The sequence below is a fragment of the Arthrobacter sp. SO5 genome (assembly GCF_020532805.1).
Classification (GTDB): Bacteria; Actinomycetota; Actinomycetes; order Actinomycetales; family Micrococcaceae; genus Arthrobacter.
Window position 1 is genome coordinate 142,802 of the sequence record NZ_MQTQ01000065.1, and the last position, 17,843, is coordinate 160,644.

General features: G+C 66.9%; 11 protein-coding genes. 5 read left to right on the plus strand and 6 right to left on the minus strand.

Features of this window, described 5'->3' with window-relative positions; genetic code table 11:
- Positions 1-167 precede the first annotated feature (167 nt).
- Positions 168-632: a hotdog fold thioesterase gene (locus BJG92_RS12480; RefSeq protein WP_232084322.1), complete on the plus strand. Its 465-nt coding sequence runs from the start codon at positions 168-170 to the stop codon at positions 630-632.
- A gap of 49 nt (positions 633-681) precedes the next feature.
- Here the strand turns inward: BJG92_RS12480 and BJG92_RS12485 are convergent, their stop codons facing one another.
- From BJG92_RS12485 to BJG92_RS12495, 3 genes are all read right to left on the minus strand, one after another.
- Positions 682-1,233: a dihydrofolate reductase family protein gene (locus BJG92_RS12485; RefSeq protein ID WP_232084323.1), complete on the minus strand. Its 552-nt coding sequence runs from the start codon at positions 1,231-1,233 to the stop codon at positions 682-684.
- Positions 1,234-1,318: 85 nt separating this feature from the next.
- Complete coding sequence (locus tag BJG92_RS12490; RefSeq protein WP_232084324.1) at positions 1,319-2,002, minus strand: hypothetical protein; 684 nt, start codon at positions 2,000-2,002, stop codon at positions 1,319-1,321.
- Between the two features lie 101 nt (positions 2,003-2,103).
- Complete coding sequence (locus tag BJG92_RS12495; RefSeq protein WP_232084325.1) at positions 2,104-2,976, minus strand: universal stress protein; 873 nt, start codon at positions 2,974-2,976, stop codon at positions 2,104-2,106.
- Positions 2,977-3,135: 159 nt separating this feature from the next.
- Between BJG92_RS12495 and BJG92_RS12500 the strand changes: the two genes are divergently transcribed.
- The 3 genes from BJG92_RS12500 (at position 3,136) to BJG92_RS12510 (ending at position 6,919) form a co-directional block, all read left to right on the plus strand.
- Positions 3,136-4,275: a hypothetical protein gene (locus tag BJG92_RS12500; protein WP_232084326.1), complete on the plus strand. Its 1,140-nt coding sequence runs from the start codon at positions 3,136-3,138 to the stop codon at positions 4,273-4,275.
- Positions 4,276-4,288: 13 nt separating this feature from the next.
- Positions 4,289-4,957 (plus strand): hypothetical protein, encoded by a 669-nt coding sequence (locus tag BJG92_RS12505; RefSeq protein ID WP_232084327.1) that lies wholly within the window; start codon positions 4,289-4,291, stop codon positions 4,955-4,957.
- 147 nt (positions 4,958-5,104) lie between these two features.
- Entirely contained in the window at positions 5,105-6,919 is a 1,815-nt protein-coding gene (locus BJG92_RS12510) for a long-chain-fatty-acid--CoA ligase (protein ID WP_232084328.1), read from the plus strand.
- Positions 6,920-6,961: 42 nt separating this feature from the next.
- Here BJG92_RS12510 and BJG92_RS12515 read toward each other — a convergent pair whose 3' ends face one another.
- The 3 genes from BJG92_RS12515 to BJG92_RS12525 form a co-directional block, all read right to left on the minus strand.
- The gene (locus BJG92_RS12515; protein WP_232084329.1) at positions 6,962-7,843 is read right to left on the minus strand and encodes a hypothetical protein; all 882 of its coding nucleotides are present in this window, start codon (positions 7,841-7,843) and stop codon (positions 6,962-6,964) included.
- Position 7,844: 1 nt separating this feature from the next.
- Positions 7,845-9,560: a multicopper oxidase family protein gene (locus BJG92_RS12520; RefSeq protein WP_232084330.1), complete on the minus strand. Its 1,716-nt coding sequence runs from the start codon at positions 9,558-9,560 to the stop codon at positions 7,845-7,847.
- A gap of 118 nt (positions 9,561-9,678) precedes the next feature.
- Positions 9,679-15,045, minus strand: coding sequence for a peroxidase family protein (locus BJG92_RS12525; protein ID WP_232084331.1), 5,367 nt, complete (start codon positions 15,043-15,045; stop codon positions 9,679-9,681).
- 332 nt (positions 15,046-15,377) lie between these two features.
- On the opposite strand from BJG92_RS12525, the gene BJG92_RS12530 reads away from it, so the two are divergent.
- Entirely contained in the window at positions 15,378-17,735 is a 2,358-nt protein-coding gene (locus BJG92_RS12530) for an FdhF/YdeP family oxidoreductase (protein ID WP_232084340.1), read from the plus strand.
- The last annotated feature ends 108 nt before the right edge of the window (positions 17,736-17,843 follow it).

Below are 17,843 nucleotides of genomic sequence, written 5' to 3' on the forward strand. Positions count from 1 at the left end.
GAATCACGGGTGCCTCAGTCGCGGAAACCGGCCCCGCGGCCGGGCTGGACTTGCCGGCGGCCGTGTCCGCAGTCACCGAATCGGACTCAGGCGCCGGGAAGATGTCTGCTGCGGATGGGGCAAGGGCCGGTTTGGTAGTTTCGCTCACAGGTGCCAGCCTAGTTCCCATGATGGACAATTTCACGCCCGGCCCTTACGCGGCCGAACTGTCGGCCGCCGGGGTTCCCGACGAAATGCATGATTGGCTCGGCCAGTACGGTGTCGGCGCCCTGGTGGTGAAGATGGGGATCCGGTTCCTGGAATTGAGCCCCCAGCGGACAGTGGCCACCATGCCTGTGGAAGGGAACACCCAGGTGGCCGGCATCCTGCATGGCGGCGCGCACGTGGTCCTGGCCGAGACGCTGGGGTCCTTTGCCGCGGGCATGCACGCCGGCCCCGGACGCCACGCCCTCGGGGTCGACGTCGGCGCGACGCACCACCGCTCGATCTCCGCTGGCACCGTGACCGGAACCTGCACGGCCATCCATCTGGGACGCACCCTCACCACGCACGAGATCGTCATGACGGACGGGCAGGGCCGCCGGCTGTCGACCGCCCGGATCACGAATCTGATCCGGGACAACGCCGAGTAGGGGCGGCGGCTTCGCGCTCCGGAGAGCCGGCGTTCGACGGCGGACCGCCTCAGGCGCGCTTGCCGGCGAAACGGTACCGCAGCTCCACGATCCCCCGGCCCATGGTGTGGGATGAGATCAACTCCATCGGCGCCGTCGGGCCGGACATGGGAAGCACGGGTTTCCCGCTGCCCAGGACCACGGGAATGATCGAGACGATCAACTCGTCCAGCGCGCCGGCGTCGGCGAACTGTGCTGCGAGGACTCCCCCGCCGACGATCCAGACATTCCGGCCGGCCGCCTCTTCCTTCAGGTCCCCGACGAATTCGCCCACGGGGCCCCGGACGAACGTCACGTCAGCTCCGTTCGGTGCCAGGTGCTCGTGGTGGGTGAACACCCAGCAGGGCGTGGAGGGGTAGGGCCAGTGGCCGGCTTCGTGTTCCATCAGCCAGGCGAAGGTTTCGCCGCCCATGACGATGCAGCCGACGTCGGACATGAAATCGTTGTAGCTTTCCATGCCGCCGGCGAAGCCGTCGAACTGGAGCAGCCAGTCCAGCTTGTCATCGGCGGTTGCGATGAACCCGTCCACGGACGAGGCCACGAAGTATTGGAGGCTCGACATGGCCCCAGCCTAACGATTCATGGCCCGCGATCCCATCCTCCAGGAACGTCCTCCGGCAGCCCGTGGCCGGATTGTCACCCGATTATCACCCGTGCGGGAGCCCTGCCGCAGGGCCGGCGTCAAGCATCCCCGCGATCCTCTCCTCCAGCGCGGCCAGTGTGGCTTCGGGCAGCACGATGAGCCCGTCCAGCTCGCGCCGCGCACGCTTGTAGGCGGTCTGCCGCTCGGCGGGAGTGGCGGCTGCGTCGGAGGCGATCCGGAGCAGCTTCCTGGCAGTCGCGAGCCGCTGGCGCTCCGGACCGGTGAATTTGCTGTCCTTGATCCGCTGCGCTTCCCGTTCGGCGACGTCGAAGGCCAGCTCGAACCCGCGCACCGCTGAGCGGTACTCGCCCAGCCGGGCCGTCGTCGTCATGTCCCCGGCCGCCGCGGGTCGAAGCCCGTCGGCCTCCCGCTTGGCGCGCAGGAAGGCCACTGTGAGCGGCTCACGAACGTCCGTCATGACCGGAAAGTCGATGAGCTTTCCCACATCGAGCTCGTAGTCCAGCCAGCGCCGGTTCACCGCGTCATGGCCGGCCATCAGGGCCTGGACCTCGGCCTGGCTCGCCTGTTCCACTTCCGCGGCCCGGTTGCGCAGCTGGTACAGCTCGACGCGGCGGCGGTGGCGCCGTTCGCTGGCCCTGGTCCACGAGCGTGCCCAGCCGCCCATCAGCCCGCTCAGCGGAAAGATGAGCCACCAAAAATGAGTCACGAAGTCGAAGAAGTGGTCCACTGCATCATCCTCCCACCCGCCGGGGGCAGCGGAAAGCCCCCGCCGTGGAGGGGGCTTTCCCTTCTCTTCAGACCCCGTAGCAACGGAAGGAGTGCCGGAGGTCACTCTTTGTCGTGCTTGACCTTATGCACCCGCGTGACAATGGTGGCGCAGGGCAGGTTGAGCAGGACGGCGTGGGCTGTGGAGCCGAGCACGGTCCGGGAGACCCCGCCACGGCCGCGGCTCCCGATGACCAGCAGCCTGGCCTCGGAGGCAATATTCACGAGAGCTTTTGCCGGCTCGGTATCCGACTCGAGGCGCTGGTGGACCATCAGGTCGGGGTACTTCTCGCCCAGGCCCGCCCCCGATTCGGCAAGGACGATCCGGTCCTCTTCCATGATGGATTCGGCGAGTCCGCTCGTCGGCAACTTGCTTTCGACCCACCGCGCTGGGCTCTTGAAGGCGAGCACCACGGTCAATTCATCGCCGCCCCGATCCGCTTCTGCGGCAGCGAAGGCGACGGCCTGCAGCGACTCCTCCGAGCCATCCACCCCGACGACGACGCCCTTGGCCACGCTCCCCCGTTTCTGCGGTATGACGGCGACCGGGCATTCCGTGGCGGAGACGATCTGCAGGGCACGGTCCGTCAGGGGACCGCCGTCCATCCAATGCTTGTCATGCGCGCCAACAACCACGATGGATGCTTCGTTGGACACCTCCCGCAGCACTGATCCCCCGCTGCCATGGCGAAGCTGGATTTCCACCTTTACATCGGGGGCCTGCGCGACGGCGCTGGCCTGTGCTTCCTCGAGCATCTCCATTCCCGATTGCCTGATGAGCTCGTGGTACTGGAAATCCGGGGACATCCAGCGGTCGTCCACGGCATGGATCAGGATCACCGGGAGCTTGAGGCGGGCAGCCCGCTGAAGGGCCCAGGTCAGGGCGGCTGCGCTTCCGGCTGACCCGTTCACACCGACGACAATTGGTTTACTCATTCTGAATCCAGCTCTCTTCCCTGCGTGATCGCTTCGACACGGCACACCCCAAAAGCCACGCCAAGGGGTCGCCGACAGTTCAGTCTGCGCCGTTGGTCGGGCCCCGGTTAGGGCCTTAAGCCCTTCACACCACACGCGCGCCCCGCGTAGCGTCGAATCATGGAGCAGCCTTTCTCCGCTGCCGCTGAGCCGCGTTCCCCCCGCCCGGAACCGGCCTCTCTCCTCCGCGATGCAGCTTCCCGTGACGCGGTGCGCTCCAACGGGGCCGCAAACGGGGCCCCAAATCAAGTGCCGGCGGCGGCAGAGCCTCCGGACGACGGCTCCGGCGACGTTCTCCTGCCCGCTATCGAGTGGCTGGCAGGATCCGACGAGCCTGCCGTGCGGCGTGCGGCGCAACTCGAATTCCTCGGCAAGGCCTGGGACGGGCCGTCCCTGCGCAACGGGAGATGCATTTCCGCGCTCCTTTCCGGCCAGCAGCCCAACGGCGGCTTCGGCGTCCATCCCTACAGCAAATGGACGGGCGCACACTGGCGCCTGGTCTCCCTCGTAGACCTCGGCGTGACGGCCTCGGAGGCGCCGTCGATGGTGGATGCCGCCGCCACGGTCCTGGACTGGCTGCACAGCGAGCAGCACCGAAGCCGGATCCAGACCATCCACGGCCTAACCCGCCGGTGCGCCTCCCAGGAGGGCAACGCACTGTACGCATGCACCCGGCTGGGCATGGCGGCGGATCCCCGGGTTGCCAAGCTGGCGTCAGACCTTATGCTCTGGCAGTGGCCCGACGGCGGCTGGAATTGCGACGTCGATGCGAGCGGCCGCCGCTCCTCGTTCCATGAGACGCTGCCCGCGGCGAACGGGCTCCGGGAATACTGGCTGGCCACCGGCGCTCCGGACGCCCGGGCCAGCGCGGAGCGGGCGGCGGATCTGTTGCTCCAGCACCGGCTGTTCAGGTCCTCCTCCACCGGACGCCCGATTGACCCGCGCTGGCTGAAGCTGCGCTACCCCGCTTACTGGCACTACGGTGTCCTGCCCGCCCTCTTGTTCCTGTCCCGGATGGGGCTGGCCGGCGACCCGCGGGCCAGGGACGCCGAAGACGTGCTGCGCGCCAAAATGATGCCGGACGGCCGCTGGCCAGTCGAGGGCGCCTGGTGCAATCCGCCCGGCGCCAGGGGGCAGACCGATGTGATCGACTGGGGCAGGCACGGGCCGAACGACTTTGTCACCCTGAGTGCCGTGCGGATTCTCTCCCCGCGCTTCGTGCCGCCAGCCGGCTCCGGCACGGCCGGCTCCCCATCCTGATGGCGGGCCGCTGATGCCAGCGAACGGCTTCCTGCTCCGCTGGTGGTTGTGGGTGACGGTGGCGGAGAGCGTTGGCTTCCTGGCGCCGGCCGCCATCGCGTTGTCCGTGGCTCAGTCACATCCGGAGTTGTCCATGGTTTCCTTCGTGTGCGGGGGGTTTGTGGAAGGTGCCGTGCTCGGTTTCGCGCAGGCCCGTGTGCTGAAGCTGGAGCTGCCGCTGCTCTCCGTCCGCGGCTGGACCGCCCGGACCGCCGTGGCGGCTTCGCTTGCGTGGCTCATTGGCCTTGCCCCCAGCGAGTTCTACCCGGTCTGGCAGGAGTGGACGCCCGCCGTCCAACTCGCGGCTGCCATTGCCGGAGGGCTGCTGCTTCTCTGTTCGCTGGGGCTTGCGCAAATGCCCGAGCTCCGCCGCCATGTGGCGGGCAGCGGATGGTGGGTCGCCGGAAGCGCGGCGGCCTGGTTCGTGGGGCTGGGTGTCTTCTTCGCTGTCGCGACGCCGCTATGGGAAGAGGGCCAGCCACTGGCGCTCACCGTGGGCATAGGCGCCTGCGCGGGCATCCTGATGGCCGCCAGCGCCGCACTCATCAGCGGGTTTGTCATGGCCCGGCTGCTGGAGACCGGGAACCGCGGATCACTGCCTCTTAGTCCCGCCAGCAACGGCCGCGGCCGGTTGCGCACCTAGGACCGAAAGTCACGGGCGCCTGCCCGCAGCGGCCTTGGCGGCGCGCGACCTGCTGCATGAGCCCGGTCCGGGGCACCGGTAGGATTTTCCTGCGGGCATTCAGGCGCGCGAACAGCGTTCGGTGCATTCCAGCGGCAAGGACAATCGATGACCAAGAAATCCCGGCGGACGGCGCCCCATGCCCGAGCCAAAGGCAATCCCGGAGCCAAAGCGAAAGCCAACGCCAAAGCCAACGGCGCGTCGCAGCCCCGGAGAACACGCCCCTGGACCGCGGCCTACGGGCCGGGAGTCCCCGCGAATCTGAAGCTGCCCAAGGGGACCCTTGTGGACCTCGTGGACGCATCCGTCCGGCGCTACGGGTCCAAGACGGCGCTGGAGTTCTTCGGTGCCCGCACCAGTTACCGGGACCTGGGCGCCCTGATCAGCCGGGCCGCGGCGGGGCTCCAGAAGCTGGGTGTCAAGGCCGGCGACCGGGTGGCCCTGGTGCTGCCGAACTGCCCGCAGCACATTGTCGCCTTCCATGCCGTGCTGCGCCTCGGCGCCGTCGTGGTGGAGCATAACCCCCTCTACACCGACCGGGAGCTTCGCCACCAGTTCGAGGACCACGGCGCCACCGTGGCGATCGTCTGGGACAAAGCTGCCGAGCGGGTCCGACAGCTGCCCGCCGACGTCGGACTCCGGAGCATTGTCTCGGTGGAGCTGATCCCGGCGATGCCGCTGCTCCAGCGCCTCGCCCTGCGGCTCCCGGTGCCGGCGGCGCGCAAGGCACGCGCTGCGTTGTCCGCGGACAGGCATGAGGAGAAGGCCCGCACGGCCCCGGCCGGCCGCACGGTCCTTCCGTGGCACGAACTCCTGGCCGCCGGCGAGCTGAGAAAGAGGCACCCGCGTCCGGGCGTTCACGACGTTGCCGTGCTGCAGTACACGTCGGGAACCACGGGCCAGCCCAAGGGCGCCATGCTGACGCACGCCAATTTGCAGGCCAACGCCGCCCAGGGCCGCGCCTGGGTGCCGGGGCTCAAGGACGGAAAGGAAACCGTGTACGCGGTGTTGCCGATGTTCCATGCCTACGGGTTGACCCTGTGCATGACCTTCGCGCTCAGCATCGGCGCGAAGCTGGTGCTGTTCCCGAAGTTCGACGTCGATCTGGTGCTGAAGGCCCTCAAGAAGTCACCGGCCACCTTCCTGCCCGCCGTACCGCCGATCTACGACCGGATCGCAGCGGCGGCGGCGGACCGCGGAATTGGACTGGAAAGCATCCGCTTTTCCATCTCCGGGGCGATGAACCTGCCGACGGCGACCGTGGAAACGTGGGAAAAGGCGACCGGCGGCTACCTGATCGAGGGCTACGGGCTGACTGAAACCTCGCCCATTGCGATCGGCAACCCGTTCGGGCCGACGCGTAAGCCGGGAACGGTGGGAGTGCCGTTCCCGCTGACCGATATCAGGGTGGTGGATCCCGGGAATGTCCTGGCCGACCGCGCACCCGGTGAGGAAGGCGAACTCCTCATCCGCGGGCCGCAGGTGTTTTCCGGCTACTGGAACCGGCCGCAGGAGACCGAGGAGGCGCTGCTGGAAGGCGGCTGGTTCCGCACCGGCGATATCGTCTCGGTGGATAAGGACTACTTCGTCACGATCCGCGACAGGATCAAGGAGCTCATCATCACGGGAGGGTTCAACGTCTCGCCCAGCGAGGTTGAGGATGTCCTCGCCACCTTCCCGGGCCTCTCGGAAGTCTCCGTGGTGGGGTTGCCCCGCCCGGGCGGCGGTGAGGATGTTGTGGCCGCAGTGGTTCCCGTCCCGGGGACCAGTCTCGATCCGGACGCGCTCTTGTCCTTCGCCCGGCAGCACCTGACCGCCTATAAGGTGCCGCGCAAGGTGGTGGTGCTCGATTCGCTCCCCCGCTCGCTGATTGGCAAGGTTCTGCGCCGGGAAATCCAGGACACGCTGGTGGCCGGCCGGTAGGACAGCTCCTTCCGGCCGGCCACCAGCGCTGCGGCCCCCGGGCTAGTGCCCGGTGTCGTCCGTGCCGGCCTCGTGGTGCCCGGAGTCGTCGGCGCCTTCTACAGCGTCGGGCGCCGGTTCCTTGGACAGGTCGACACCGTCCCCGCTCGGTGAGCGCGGTGCCAGCCCGACGTCGGCGGGGGCCTTGCCTCCGCTGCGGGCCATGCCGTCCCGGACCGACTCCACCAGCTCGTCGCTGAGCAGCGGGCCGGTGTAGCCGATGGTCAGGGCGCCGCCGTCCAGGGATTCCTCGTAGTTGCCCAGCGCGTCCGAGAGGATCCCCTCGCCGGCGATTGCTGCCGCCAGCGCCGCCGGGTCCTCAACGGCGAGCGTGAACGCGAGGTCATGCACCAGCGCCTCCCCGATGTGCACGTGTTCCACTGCGGGGTTGGTGCCCTCTTGGCCAAAAGCCAGCTCCGCAAGCCGGTCCGCGTCCTCATGGCTGCGGCCTGCCGGGAGTGCCACGATGACGTCCGGAACGAGATGGTCCAGGAGCAGTGCGTCAAGGACCATCGGGGAGATATCGGTCAGCTCGATGCCCTGCTGGGACGCCGCCTCGTCGAGCCGCTGGCGGAGCGACCCCGGATCCGTCCCCTCGGCCTGGTGGACGGCGATGACGGTCCGCCGCCGCACCATCAGCCCGTCATGGCTGCTGGCCGGCCGGCCGTTTCCGACGTCCTTTCCGTCCTCGAGGGACACCGCTTCGCCCGTCGCCGCGTCCCCGGCGGGCGCGTCCGGGGTCTGTGAAGTTTCGACGGCGGCTGCGGTGGCGGACGCAGTCGCATTGGCCGGGGGTGCGTTCACGGCGTCGGGCGCCCCGCCCGTGCAGGCACTGAGTGCCAGCACGAGCAGGGCGGAGCAGGTAGTCCTGGTCAGGCGCCCCATCTCAGGTCCCCGGCGGAAGGGCGGGCCGGTACACCGGAGGGAAGGAACCCTCCGGCGTCGGATCGAAGACCGGTGGATCCGTGGTGACGGGATCGTTGGTCCGCCAATCGCCGACGGAGAACTGCACCATCATGTCGTGGTCCTCGTGGACCAGGTTGTGGCAGTGGATCATGTACCGTCCGCCCTGCTCCGCCCCCGTGTCGAACTGCATGAGCGCGGTGATGGATTCGTTTTCGCCGGCATAGAACACATCCTTGGGGCCGGTTTCCCAGGCAAAGGGTTTCCCTCCGTTGGTGTTCCGGCCGATGATCTTGGCGTCGACCAGGTGGACATGCAGCGGATGGAACCAGCCCCCGGACGCATTGGTGATGGTCCATTGCTCGACGTCGTAGGGCTGGGGGTTGCCGAACAGCGTCGAAAATCCGGACTTCTCCACATCTGCCCACGTGACGCCGTTGATGGTCCACTGGCCGCCCGCCCTGAGCAGTTTCATCTCGCGTTTCACTTTGGCCATGGCCGGGGTCAGGCTCATCGTCGCAATGCCGCCCCTCGCCGCGTTGAGCGCGCCGCCGTCGTCGAGCGTCGCGGGGATGCTGGAGATGGAACCGGCGGACGGGCCGGAATCGGCGACCACCTCGAAGCGCATGATCTTTCCCGTGTTGGCGAAGTCGATGTTGTTCTTATTGCTGAGGTTCCGCAGTTCGATCATCTGACCGGTCTTGTACCGGCGGAAGTCGATCAGGACCTCGTAGCGTTCGGCCGTGCCCTGGCGCCAGGACTTAACCGGCTGCACCTTCGGGACCATGCCGGCGTCGGTCCCGACGACGTAGACCGGCTCGCCGGTGGACAGCGTGGGGCGGTAGGACCGCGTGATGGACGCGATCAGGACACGGAACCGGTAGATCCGGGGCTTGACCTTCATCGTCGGCCACGGCACGCCGTTGACCATGATGATGTCGCCCCACAACCCCTTGTGGCCGTTGTCGTTGTACCCGAGGGAACCGTCGGCGTTGAACACGGCGTCTGAGATCATCAGCGGAACGTCGAACTCGCCCTGGGGCAGCTGCGCGCGCTCGTACTTGTCGGACAACGGATAGAAACCTGCGAGACCCGAGTAGACGTTCTGCGCCGTGATGTGGTGTTTGTGGTCGTGGTACCAGAGGGTCCGGGCCGTCTGCCAGTTCGGGTATTTGTAGTTCTTGACGTTGCCGGGGGCGGTGAAATCGTTGGCGTAGCCGTCGTACTGCGGCAGCGAGGCCGAGCCGTGCAGGTGGGTCACGGTGTTGAAGGCCCCGGGCTGGAGGAGGCCCAGGGCAGGCAGGGCGTTGCGGATGCGTACTTCCACCCGGGTGCCCTGGCTGGCGCGGATAGTGGGGCCGGGGAAGATCCCGTTGTAGCCCGCCACCGTGGTGGTGAGGCCGGGAACGAACTGCGCAAGGCCCAGCTTCTGCGTGAGCGCGTAGCGGGCGTAGGGGCGGGCGGGATTGCCGTTGTCGAAGCCCGTCTCAAAGGGTGCGAGCTCCGGCGGGCGGCGGAACACGCCCGCGTAGGGAATGGGCATGTTCTGCGGCGCCAGGAGGCTGGATTTCAGGGGCGGCGGCGCCGGGGCGGTTCCTGCGGGTGGTGTGGCCGGGGCGTCTTCGGCCCCGTTTTTCATTCCTGCGAGTCCGAGTGCGCTGACGGCACCAAGTTTGAATATTTCTCGTCGTGTGGTCATGGCCCCTCCAAGGCGGGCAGTGGAACTGAATCACGTCCCGAACAACAAACTTCGGATGATTGAGGAAGCTGGCTGCCGGGTCCGCGCGGACCCGGCAGCCAGCCGTCTCTATGTGCTGCTACAACCCCGTGGTGAACGTCCACGTCCGGGTGGTCAGCGGGTTACCGGCCAGGTCCCGGACCCCAGTGGTGCCACCGGTGATGGTGACCCGGTACTGGGTGTTCGAGCGGAGGCTGCCATTCGGGTTGATCGTCAGGACCCGGGTGGTCGTGTTGAACGACACCGCCGAGCTGACGTCGGCACCGGTGGAGACCTGCTGGAGGCGGACCTTGCCGGCAGCCGTGAAGCCGGTGATGGCCTCACTGAAGGTGGCGGTTACATTGTTGCTCCGCCCCACTGCTGTGGCTCCCGAGGCGGGAGTCGTGGCGGTGATGGTGGGGTTCGGCCCCGTAGTGAACGTCCAGGTGCTGGTCGCCATCGTGTTGCCTGCGGCGTCGCGGATCCCCGTGAGGGAGGCCGTGTAAACCCGGTCGGCGGTCAGCGTGACGCTCGGGTTGAGTGTTGCCACCCGGGTGAGCACGTTGTAGGACACGACGGCGGGGACCAGGGTGGCCCCGAGCCGGAGCTGGAAGTTCGTTCCGGTTACTCCCGTTGTGGCTTCGCTGAACGTTGCCGTCAGGTTGGCCGTCTGGCTGACCGAGACGGACCCCGCTGCCGGAGTCCGGGCCGTCACCGTGGGAGCCACGGTGTCTAGCGCTCCCGGAGTAGCAGCGGCCGAGCGGGCCGAGAAGCCACCCGTACCCACTGCGTTGACCGCGGCCACGTCAAACGTGTACGCGGTCCCGTTGGTGAGCCCGGTGACGACGACGGTGCCCACGTTTCCGGTAACAGCCTGGGTGCGAGCCAGGGTAGCTCCGGCGAAGGCCCGCACGGTGTAACCCGTGATGGCTGATCCGCCGTCGGAAGCCGGAGCGGTCCACGTCAGGGTTGCCGAAGCATTCCCGGCCGTGGCCGTGCCGATGGTCGGAGCACCCGGCGCGGTGGTTGCCGGGGCCGGAGCCGGGGTCACAGCGTTGGAGATAGCCGAGAACGGGCTGTCGCCGAGGGCGCTGGTCGCCTGGACCTGGAACCGGAAAGCCGAACCGTTGGTCAGGCCGGTGACCACCAGGCTGGTGGCGCCGGCAGGAGCGGGACGGAGTGCCCCGACCTGTGCGCCGGCCGCGTCCAGCACCTTCACGAGGAAGCCGCTGGCGGTGCCGACGGTCGGAGCCGCGAAGTTGACCGTTGCCTGCCCGTTGCCGGCGGTTGCGACGCCGATCACGGGTGCGTTGGGAGCGACGGTGTCGGAGAACTGCAGGAATTCGATGTTGCGGAGGGTGTCCGTCCCATCGATACCAGCTCCGTTGTGGACCACCGTGGTGACGGACCCGGGCGAGCCCAGGGTGCCGTCTCCGCCGGTCGTGGTGACCGTGTAGTTCGCCTGCACGTCGGAGAACTGTGCGACGTCCCGGTTGCCCGCGGTCTCGAGGGCCGTGGGAGTGATGATCTCCCGAACGGCCACGAGGTTGCCCGGGTTGACGACGCCGGAGGCCACTGCGGCCGCCAGGGTCAGCGGGTTGCCGGTCTGGTACTGGCGTTCCATGAGGTCGGTGGTTCCGATCTCAGCTCCAGCGTTGTCCCGGACACTGATCCGGACCTTGAGGTACCGGTCACCGTCGATCACGTCGTTGCCGCCGCGGCCCTCGATCTTGTCACTGCCAAGACCACCGATGAGGATGTTGCCGTCGCCCCAGACCGGACCGCTGAGCGGGCAGGCCCCCATGGGCGACAGTGCGGCTACCGGTCCGAGCGGGGTGCTCGGCACGGGGAGGATGGCGCTCAGTCCGGCGACCCGGTCGATGCCGGCCTGGTCGAGGACGTCGCAGCCACTGAAGCCTGCACCACCAACGGTGCTGGGCACTGCGTTGTCGCCACGGATGACGTCGTCGAACTTGGAACCGGAGTTGCCTTCAACTTCCTGCCACCGGTCGCGGTTGACCACGATGGGCAGCGGGACGCCGACGAGGTTCTGGTTGATGTTCATGTCGTCATCTGCCGCCACCGTGTCGTACTGGTGTGTGGCCCAGTCGAATCCGGCGGACCCCGCGTAGCGGTCCACTGCCGAGTTGCTCGTCATGACATCGTCGCCACCCTCGGCGTCGTAGTCGTTCTCGCCGACCTGGCCGATGAAGACGTCGTTTCCGGGCTTCGTCTGGGCGGGATCATCGAAGAACGGGGCGCCATGGTCACCGATCAGCAGGTCCTGGCCGGAGCCACCCTGGATCCAGTCGTCGCCGCCGTCACCGAAGACGGCATCGGCGCCGTCCCCGGCCTGAACGAAGTCGTTGCCTTCGCCGGCAAAGGTTTCGTTGTCGTTGGCGCCGCCATTGGTGAAGTCCTGGCCGTCGCCGCCCATGATGATGTCGTCGCCGATTCCGGTGTTGATGTAGTCGTTGCCCGGACCGCCCTTGTGGACGTCGGCACCGGCAAGGTCGGTGATCCGGTCGTCGCCTGCGCCGCCGAGCGCGATGTCATCGCCGCCGTTGCCTTCAATGACGTCGTTGCCCTCGTTGCCGAGGAACGTGTCATTGTCGTTGCCGCCGGCAACCCGGTCATCCCCGGACGTGCCGTTGTACACGGACTGGCCGTTGATGCCACTCGGGTCGACTGTGTTCTTTTCCTTGTACTGGATGGTGCCGTCCGGCTTGCGCAGGAGCAGCAGGTCTTCAGGACATTCGCTCGTCGGATCGTTGGCGACCGCGGGTCCGAACTGTGTGTAGCCTGCCGAGGTACCGGACAGGTTGCCGAGCTGGAACTTGCAGTCGGCCGTGCCGAAGGCGTCGGCCTTGAGGGAGTGCGCATTGGTGTTGCGCATCATGAGCTCGGCGAACGAATTGCCTTCCAGCTGGGCCCGAAGGTTCATGCCGGGAGTGCGGGCCAGGTAGTAGAACCGGTCGCCGTTCTGGAGATCGGTCATCTGGTTCTCGAACACGTAGTTGAACGTGCTGCCGAGGAGGCCGCCGAAGAGGTTCGTCTTCTCGGCGAGGCCGCCAACCCAGAGATCAACCGTGTTCAGGCCGGTCTCGACGTTGGTGTAGGCGCCCGTGCTGTTCATGAAGTCCAGGGCCTCGGCGGAGGGAGAAATGCCGACACCCGGATCCACGATGGCCTTGGCCGCCGCCCGCTTACCGGCCAGCGTGGTTTCGCTGGTAATGGTGGGGTAGGTGCCGTAAGCCGCGACGAAGTTGATCAGCGATTCCGGGTGCTTGAGGTTCTGCCCGAAGTCCGCCCAGCTCGTGTAAGGCGTCAGCTGGCCGTCGCCCGTGGCGTCGTGGATCTGGCGCCGCAACTCGTTGAGCGGCGGAACACCCTCGGACCGTGCACGGGCCATATTGATCGATGCAAGGTCGAGCGGGAGCCCCAGCAGGTTGCTGCGAAGGGTCTTCGTGACAAACTCGTCCAGTTCGTTGCCGACCTGGTCGCTCATGCCCATGATGACGCTCCCGGCAGCCTCTTCCGAGGTCATTCCGGCAGGGGTGCCGTTATTGGTGTATTCCGGCGGGTTGAGGAATCCCTTCAGCAGGGAGATGGAGTTGTCGCTGCCGTCCGGGTTGGTCCGCGAGATCGTTTCGGTCAGCATCGAGTGGCCGAAGCGGTAGACCGCGTGGGCGAACTCTGCCTTGATGGCCGAGTTGAGATCCGTGTGGTAGACGTGGAACGGCTGGATCGCGGGCTGGACCTTACGGCCGAAGTCCTCGAACACAATGTGCTGGTATTCCATTTCCGTCACGAAGCGGGCGGCCTGGAACAGGCGCTCGCCGTTCCAGCCGTCTGCACCCGCTGCAAGCTTCCAGTCAGCCAGGGCGGTGACCCCGGGAGCCGAAGTGTCATTGCTGAGGGTGTTCTTGAACTCGGCCACCAGGCGGTCATGCTCGGAGTGGAAAACCTGGTGGACGGTGGTCAGGCCGATGTTCTCGTTGACGCGGCCGTCACCGGCACAAAAGTGCGCGTTGAGCATCTCGTCGTCGTAGGTCCCGGCCGGCTGGCTGGCAAAATCTGCCGAGGCCGTTGTGTCGGCGTCCGCGGTGGGCGCAACGGGCGGCGTGGCGGGGTTGTGGTCCGTGTCCTGCGGCGAAGGGTCCGCGTTGTGCGCGATGTCCGTGAGGAACGGTGTGTCGAAGTACCGCACATTTGCCGGCACCGGAACGGGGCTTGCCGTGTTGCCCTCGACCAGGCCGGTGGCGGTGACGTACTGCGGCAGCCCGCGGGCCGGGCCCGGGATGAACTTGCCGTACGGGTCAGCAAGGATCATCGGGATGTTCGTGACGTCCTTGTCCACGAGCTTGAGGCCCAGGAAGATCTCCGCCTGGGACTTGACGCCCGCCCATGTGGCCATGCCGCCGGCGGTGGGGCCGGCCGGACCGCCGAGCAGCTTGCCGGTGGAAACCGGCTTGCCATCGAGGTTGTTGATGTACTCCCGCAGGAACACCTGGTGGGAGGAGTGTGAGGTGTAGGTCTGGGACTGGTCCACGTAGGGCGAGTCCGTGTTGGCGGCGTCCCGCACGTCATCGGCGGTGCCCAGGGTACCGTCCGGGCCGGGCTGGTTCTGTGCCCTGGTCAGTACCATGAAGGCCTGGCTGGCCGGCACTTCATCGCCGGTGTTGGGCTTGCCGTCGGGGCCGACAGTCCGCAGCGGATCATCCGCGTTGAGCGGAACGAACACCGTTCCGCCGCCCTTGACCGTCTGGTCCACACCGTGGTCGAAGAACTGGCCGAACAGGGTGAACATCGAGTTGTAGGGCGGGGACAATCCAACGTCCGTGGTCACGTTGGGGATGAACAGGGTGTCAGTTGAAGGGACGCAGCCGGCCGGCACACCCTCGACCGGAGTGGCCGCCAGAGGGTCGGGATCCGTGGTGCAGGGGAACAGGCCCGGGTTGCCCTGGGTCCTGACCGGAGCCCCTGCAGCCGCCAGCGCTGCGGGGTTGGTGGCCGTCTGGTCAACAATCAGGTTGCTGATCACACGTGGCTGTGAGTCGAACACATTGCCCGACGTTTGCGTATAGGCCGACGTACCGGCCGGACCAAAGCCGGCGGGCACGTTATCGGCGGTGCGGAACGCCGGTGTCCCCAAACGCGGAAAAACCTGATCGGCGGCACCGTAGGTCTCGCGGCCGGCGATCAGGTTGTTACAGGAGCCGTCAACCGTACGGAGGCCGTACGAGGTGAGGGCGTTGGGAATCTGGTTGGCGCCTGGACCGACCAGGGCCCCGCAGGGTCCGGTAGCCGACGTCGTATTGGCGACGTGCGCCTCGGAGATCTTGATCTGCTTGAGGATGAAGGCCAAGTCGGCCGTTGTGATGGTGAACCCGGCTCCGACGGGTGTCGGTGCGGCGCTGGCGCCGACCGCCGTCGACGTGAGCCCGATGAAACTGAGCAGAGCCATTGCTGTCCCTGCGGCAACCAAGCGGGTCGGAGTGCTAAAGACACGTCTTTGGCCCTCCGCCTTCATGCATGAGAACACATTCATTACGCACCTGCCTCTTGAAGTGAATGATTTGGCAAGGGTGCATGGCGGTGCTTAGGGAAAACTTGGATTGGACCGGGGCCTCCGCCGGACGCAGCCAAACCCGCGGCGCTCCGCGCGCCGTCGACGGCGGATTCCTTGCGGCACTCCGGACAAGCTGATAGGCCTGTCATAGGCCTGAAGGTAGGGTGCGTAGTGAAAGAGGCGCGCACCATCCAAACCCCGTGGTGTTTGCAGAAGGGAAGTTCGACGTGACCCGCAAGAATCCTCCTGTCGAGGAAACCGACGAAAAAAACCTTGTGGTCGGAGACGGTCCGAAGGACTGGGCGGCCGGGATCCCGGGCGTCCTGCACTCCATGAAGCCGGCGATCGAACAGATGGGCCTGAACCGCACGCGCAAGACCGTGATGGCGATGAACCAGAAGGACGGCTTCGACTGCCCCAGTTGCGCGTGGCCGGATCCGCACCACCGCAAGGCCTTCGAGTTCTGCGAGAACGGTGCCAAGGCTGTCACCTGGGAAGCGACGCCGGTCCTCGTCCCCGCGGCCTTCTGGGCGGAGCACTCGGTCACGGAACTGCGCAGCCGCTCCGAATACTGGCTGGGCATGCAGGGCCGGCTCACCGAGCCTGTCCACAAGCCCGCCGGCGAGGACCACTACAAACCGGTCAGCTGGGACGAGGCGATCCGCATCATTGCGGACAAGCTCAAGGGCCTGGACTCCCCCGACGAAGCAGCCTTCTACACAAGCGGGCGCACCTCCAACGAGGCGGCCTTCCTCTACCAGCTGATGGTCCGCGGCTACGGCACCAACAACCTGCCGGACTGCTCCAACATGTGCCACGAATCCTCGGGCTGGGCCATGGGACAGACCATCGGAATCGGCAAGGCCACCGTCAGTTTTGACGACTTTGCCAAAGCGGACCTGATCATCATCATGGGCCAGAACCCCGGCACCAACCACCCGCGCATGCTCACCGAGCTCGAGGCGTGCAAGGAAAACGGCGGCGAGATCGTGGCCGTTAATCCGCTGCCCGAGGCGGGACTGCGCCGCTACAAGAACCCGCAAAAGGTCAAGGGCATCATCGGCCGCGGCACGGAGATTGCGGACCAGTTCCTGCACATCCGTATCGGCGGGGACATGGCCCTGTTGCAGGCGGTCTCCAAGCGCGTGCTCGACGCCGAGGCGCGGAACCCCGGGACCGTGCTGGACCACGCCTTCCTGGCGGAACACTGCGAGGGCCTCGCCGGGCTCAAGGAGCATCTTGCCGGCCTGGATGAGCAGGCCGTGCTGGCAGCGACCGGTCTGCGCGCCGAGGAAATCGACGAACTCGCCGCCCGCTACCTGAGGGCCGAGAAGGTCATCATCACCTGGGCCATGGGCATCACCCAGCAGAAGAAGGGTGTGGCCACCATCAAGGAGATCATCAATCTCCTCCTGCTGCGCGGCAACATGGGTAAACCGGGAGCCGGCGCCTCACCCATCCGCGGCCACAGCAACGTGCAGGGCGACCGCACCATGGGCATCTGGGAGCAGATGCCGCAATCATTCATGGAAGCCCTGGGCGAGGAGTTCGACTTCGAGCCGCCGCGCGAACACGGCGTGGACGCGGTGGAAACCATCAACAAGATGGCCGACGGCGGGATCAAGGCTTTCGTGGCGCTCGGCGGGAATTTCGTTGGCGCCATCTCCGACACGAACGCCGCTGAGACTGCCATGCAGAACACCGAGCTGTCGGTCCAGATCTCCACGAAACTTAACCGGTCCCATACGGTGACCGGCGCGGAGGCCCTGATTCTGCCGACCATGGGCCGCACCGAGATCGATATCCAGGAGTCGGGGCAGCAATTCGTATCCGTGGAGGACACGGTCTGCGCCGTCCACCCGTCCTGGGGCAGCGTTGAGCCGGTATCCCATCATCTGCTCTCAGAACCGGCGATCGTCAGCCGGCTCGGCAAGGCGCTGGTCGGCAGCAGGGTCAACGCCGACTGGGACGGGTTCGAGAAGAACTACGACCTCATCCGGGACCACATCTCGCGCGTGGTGGGCGGCTGCGAGAACTATAACGAGCGGATCCGCCAGGAAGGCGGCTTCATCCTTGCCAACGGGCCGCGGGACTCCCGCACCTTCCCGACGCCGACCGGCAAAGCGGTGCTGACCGTCAACGAACTGGAGCACGTGGAGAAGCCGAAGGGCACCCTGATCCTCCAGAGCATGCGTTCCCACGACCAGTTCAACACCACGATCTACGGCCACAACGACCGCTACCGGGGCATCAAGAAGGGCCGCCACGTGGTGTTCGTCAACCCGGAGGACATCGCGGAACTGGGCCTGGCCGACGGATTGATGGTGGATATCCGAGGTGAGTACAAGGACGGCGCGGAGCGTGTGCTCCGCAAGTTCAGGGTGGTCTCCTACCCGACCGCCCGCGGTTGCGCGGCCGCCTACTACCCGGAGGCCAACGTGCTCGTGCCGTTGAACCACACCGCCGAGGGCAGCAACACCCCCGTCTCCAAGGCAGTCATTGTCCGGCTCGAACCCAGCCTGGACCAGACCCCGGACGGTCCGGGAGCCGTAAACTCACAGGCGGCGGCGCCGGCGTCGTCCTGACCTCCCGCGGGACATGCCCAGTCCTGCCCGCGGGCACCGGACATAGTGCCAGTATGTCCACTCCCGGGCTCAAAGGCTGGGCATGTCCCCCGGAGGTGGGGGCGGGGT

What these genes read in the sequence shown, in the direction of transcription:
- BJG92_RS12480 (WP_232084322.1), top strand. Translation starts at nt 168, where the DNA reads ATGATGGACAATTTCACGCCCGGCCCTTACGCGGCCGAACTGTCGGCC.
- BJG92_RS12485 (WP_232084323.1), bottom strand. Translation starts at nt 1,233, where the DNA reads ATGTCGAGCCTCCAATACTTCGTGGCCTCGTCCGTGGACGGGTTCATC.
- BJG92_RS12495 (WP_232084325.1), bottom strand. Translation starts at nt 2,976, where the DNA reads ATGAGTAAACCAATTGTCGTCGGTGTGAACGGGTCAGCCGGAAGCGCA.
- BJG92_RS12500 (WP_232084326.1), top strand. Translation starts at nt 3,136, where the DNA reads ATGGAGCAGCCTTTCTCCGCTGCCGCTGAGCCGCGTTCCCCCCGCCCG.
- BJG92_RS12505 (WP_232084327.1), top strand. Translation starts at nt 4,289, where the DNA reads ATGCCAGCGAACGGCTTCCTGCTCCGCTGGTGGTTGTGGGTGACGGTG.
- BJG92_RS12510 (WP_232084328.1), top strand. Translation starts at nt 5,105, where the DNA reads ATGACCAAGAAATCCCGGCGGACGGCGCCCCATGCCCGAGCCAAAGGC.
- BJG92_RS12515 (WP_232084329.1), bottom strand. Translation starts at nt 7,843, where the DNA reads ATGGGGCGCCTGACCAGGACTACCTGCTCCGCCCTGCTCGTGCTGGCA.
- BJG92_RS12520 (WP_232084330.1), bottom strand. Translation starts at nt 9,560, where the DNA reads ATGACCACACGACGAGAAATATTCAAACTTGGTGCCGTCAGCGCACTC.
- BJG92_RS12525 (WP_232084331.1), bottom strand. Translation starts at nt 15,045, where the DNA reads ATGGCTCTGCTCAGTTTCATCGGGCTCACGTCGACGGCGGTCGGCGCC.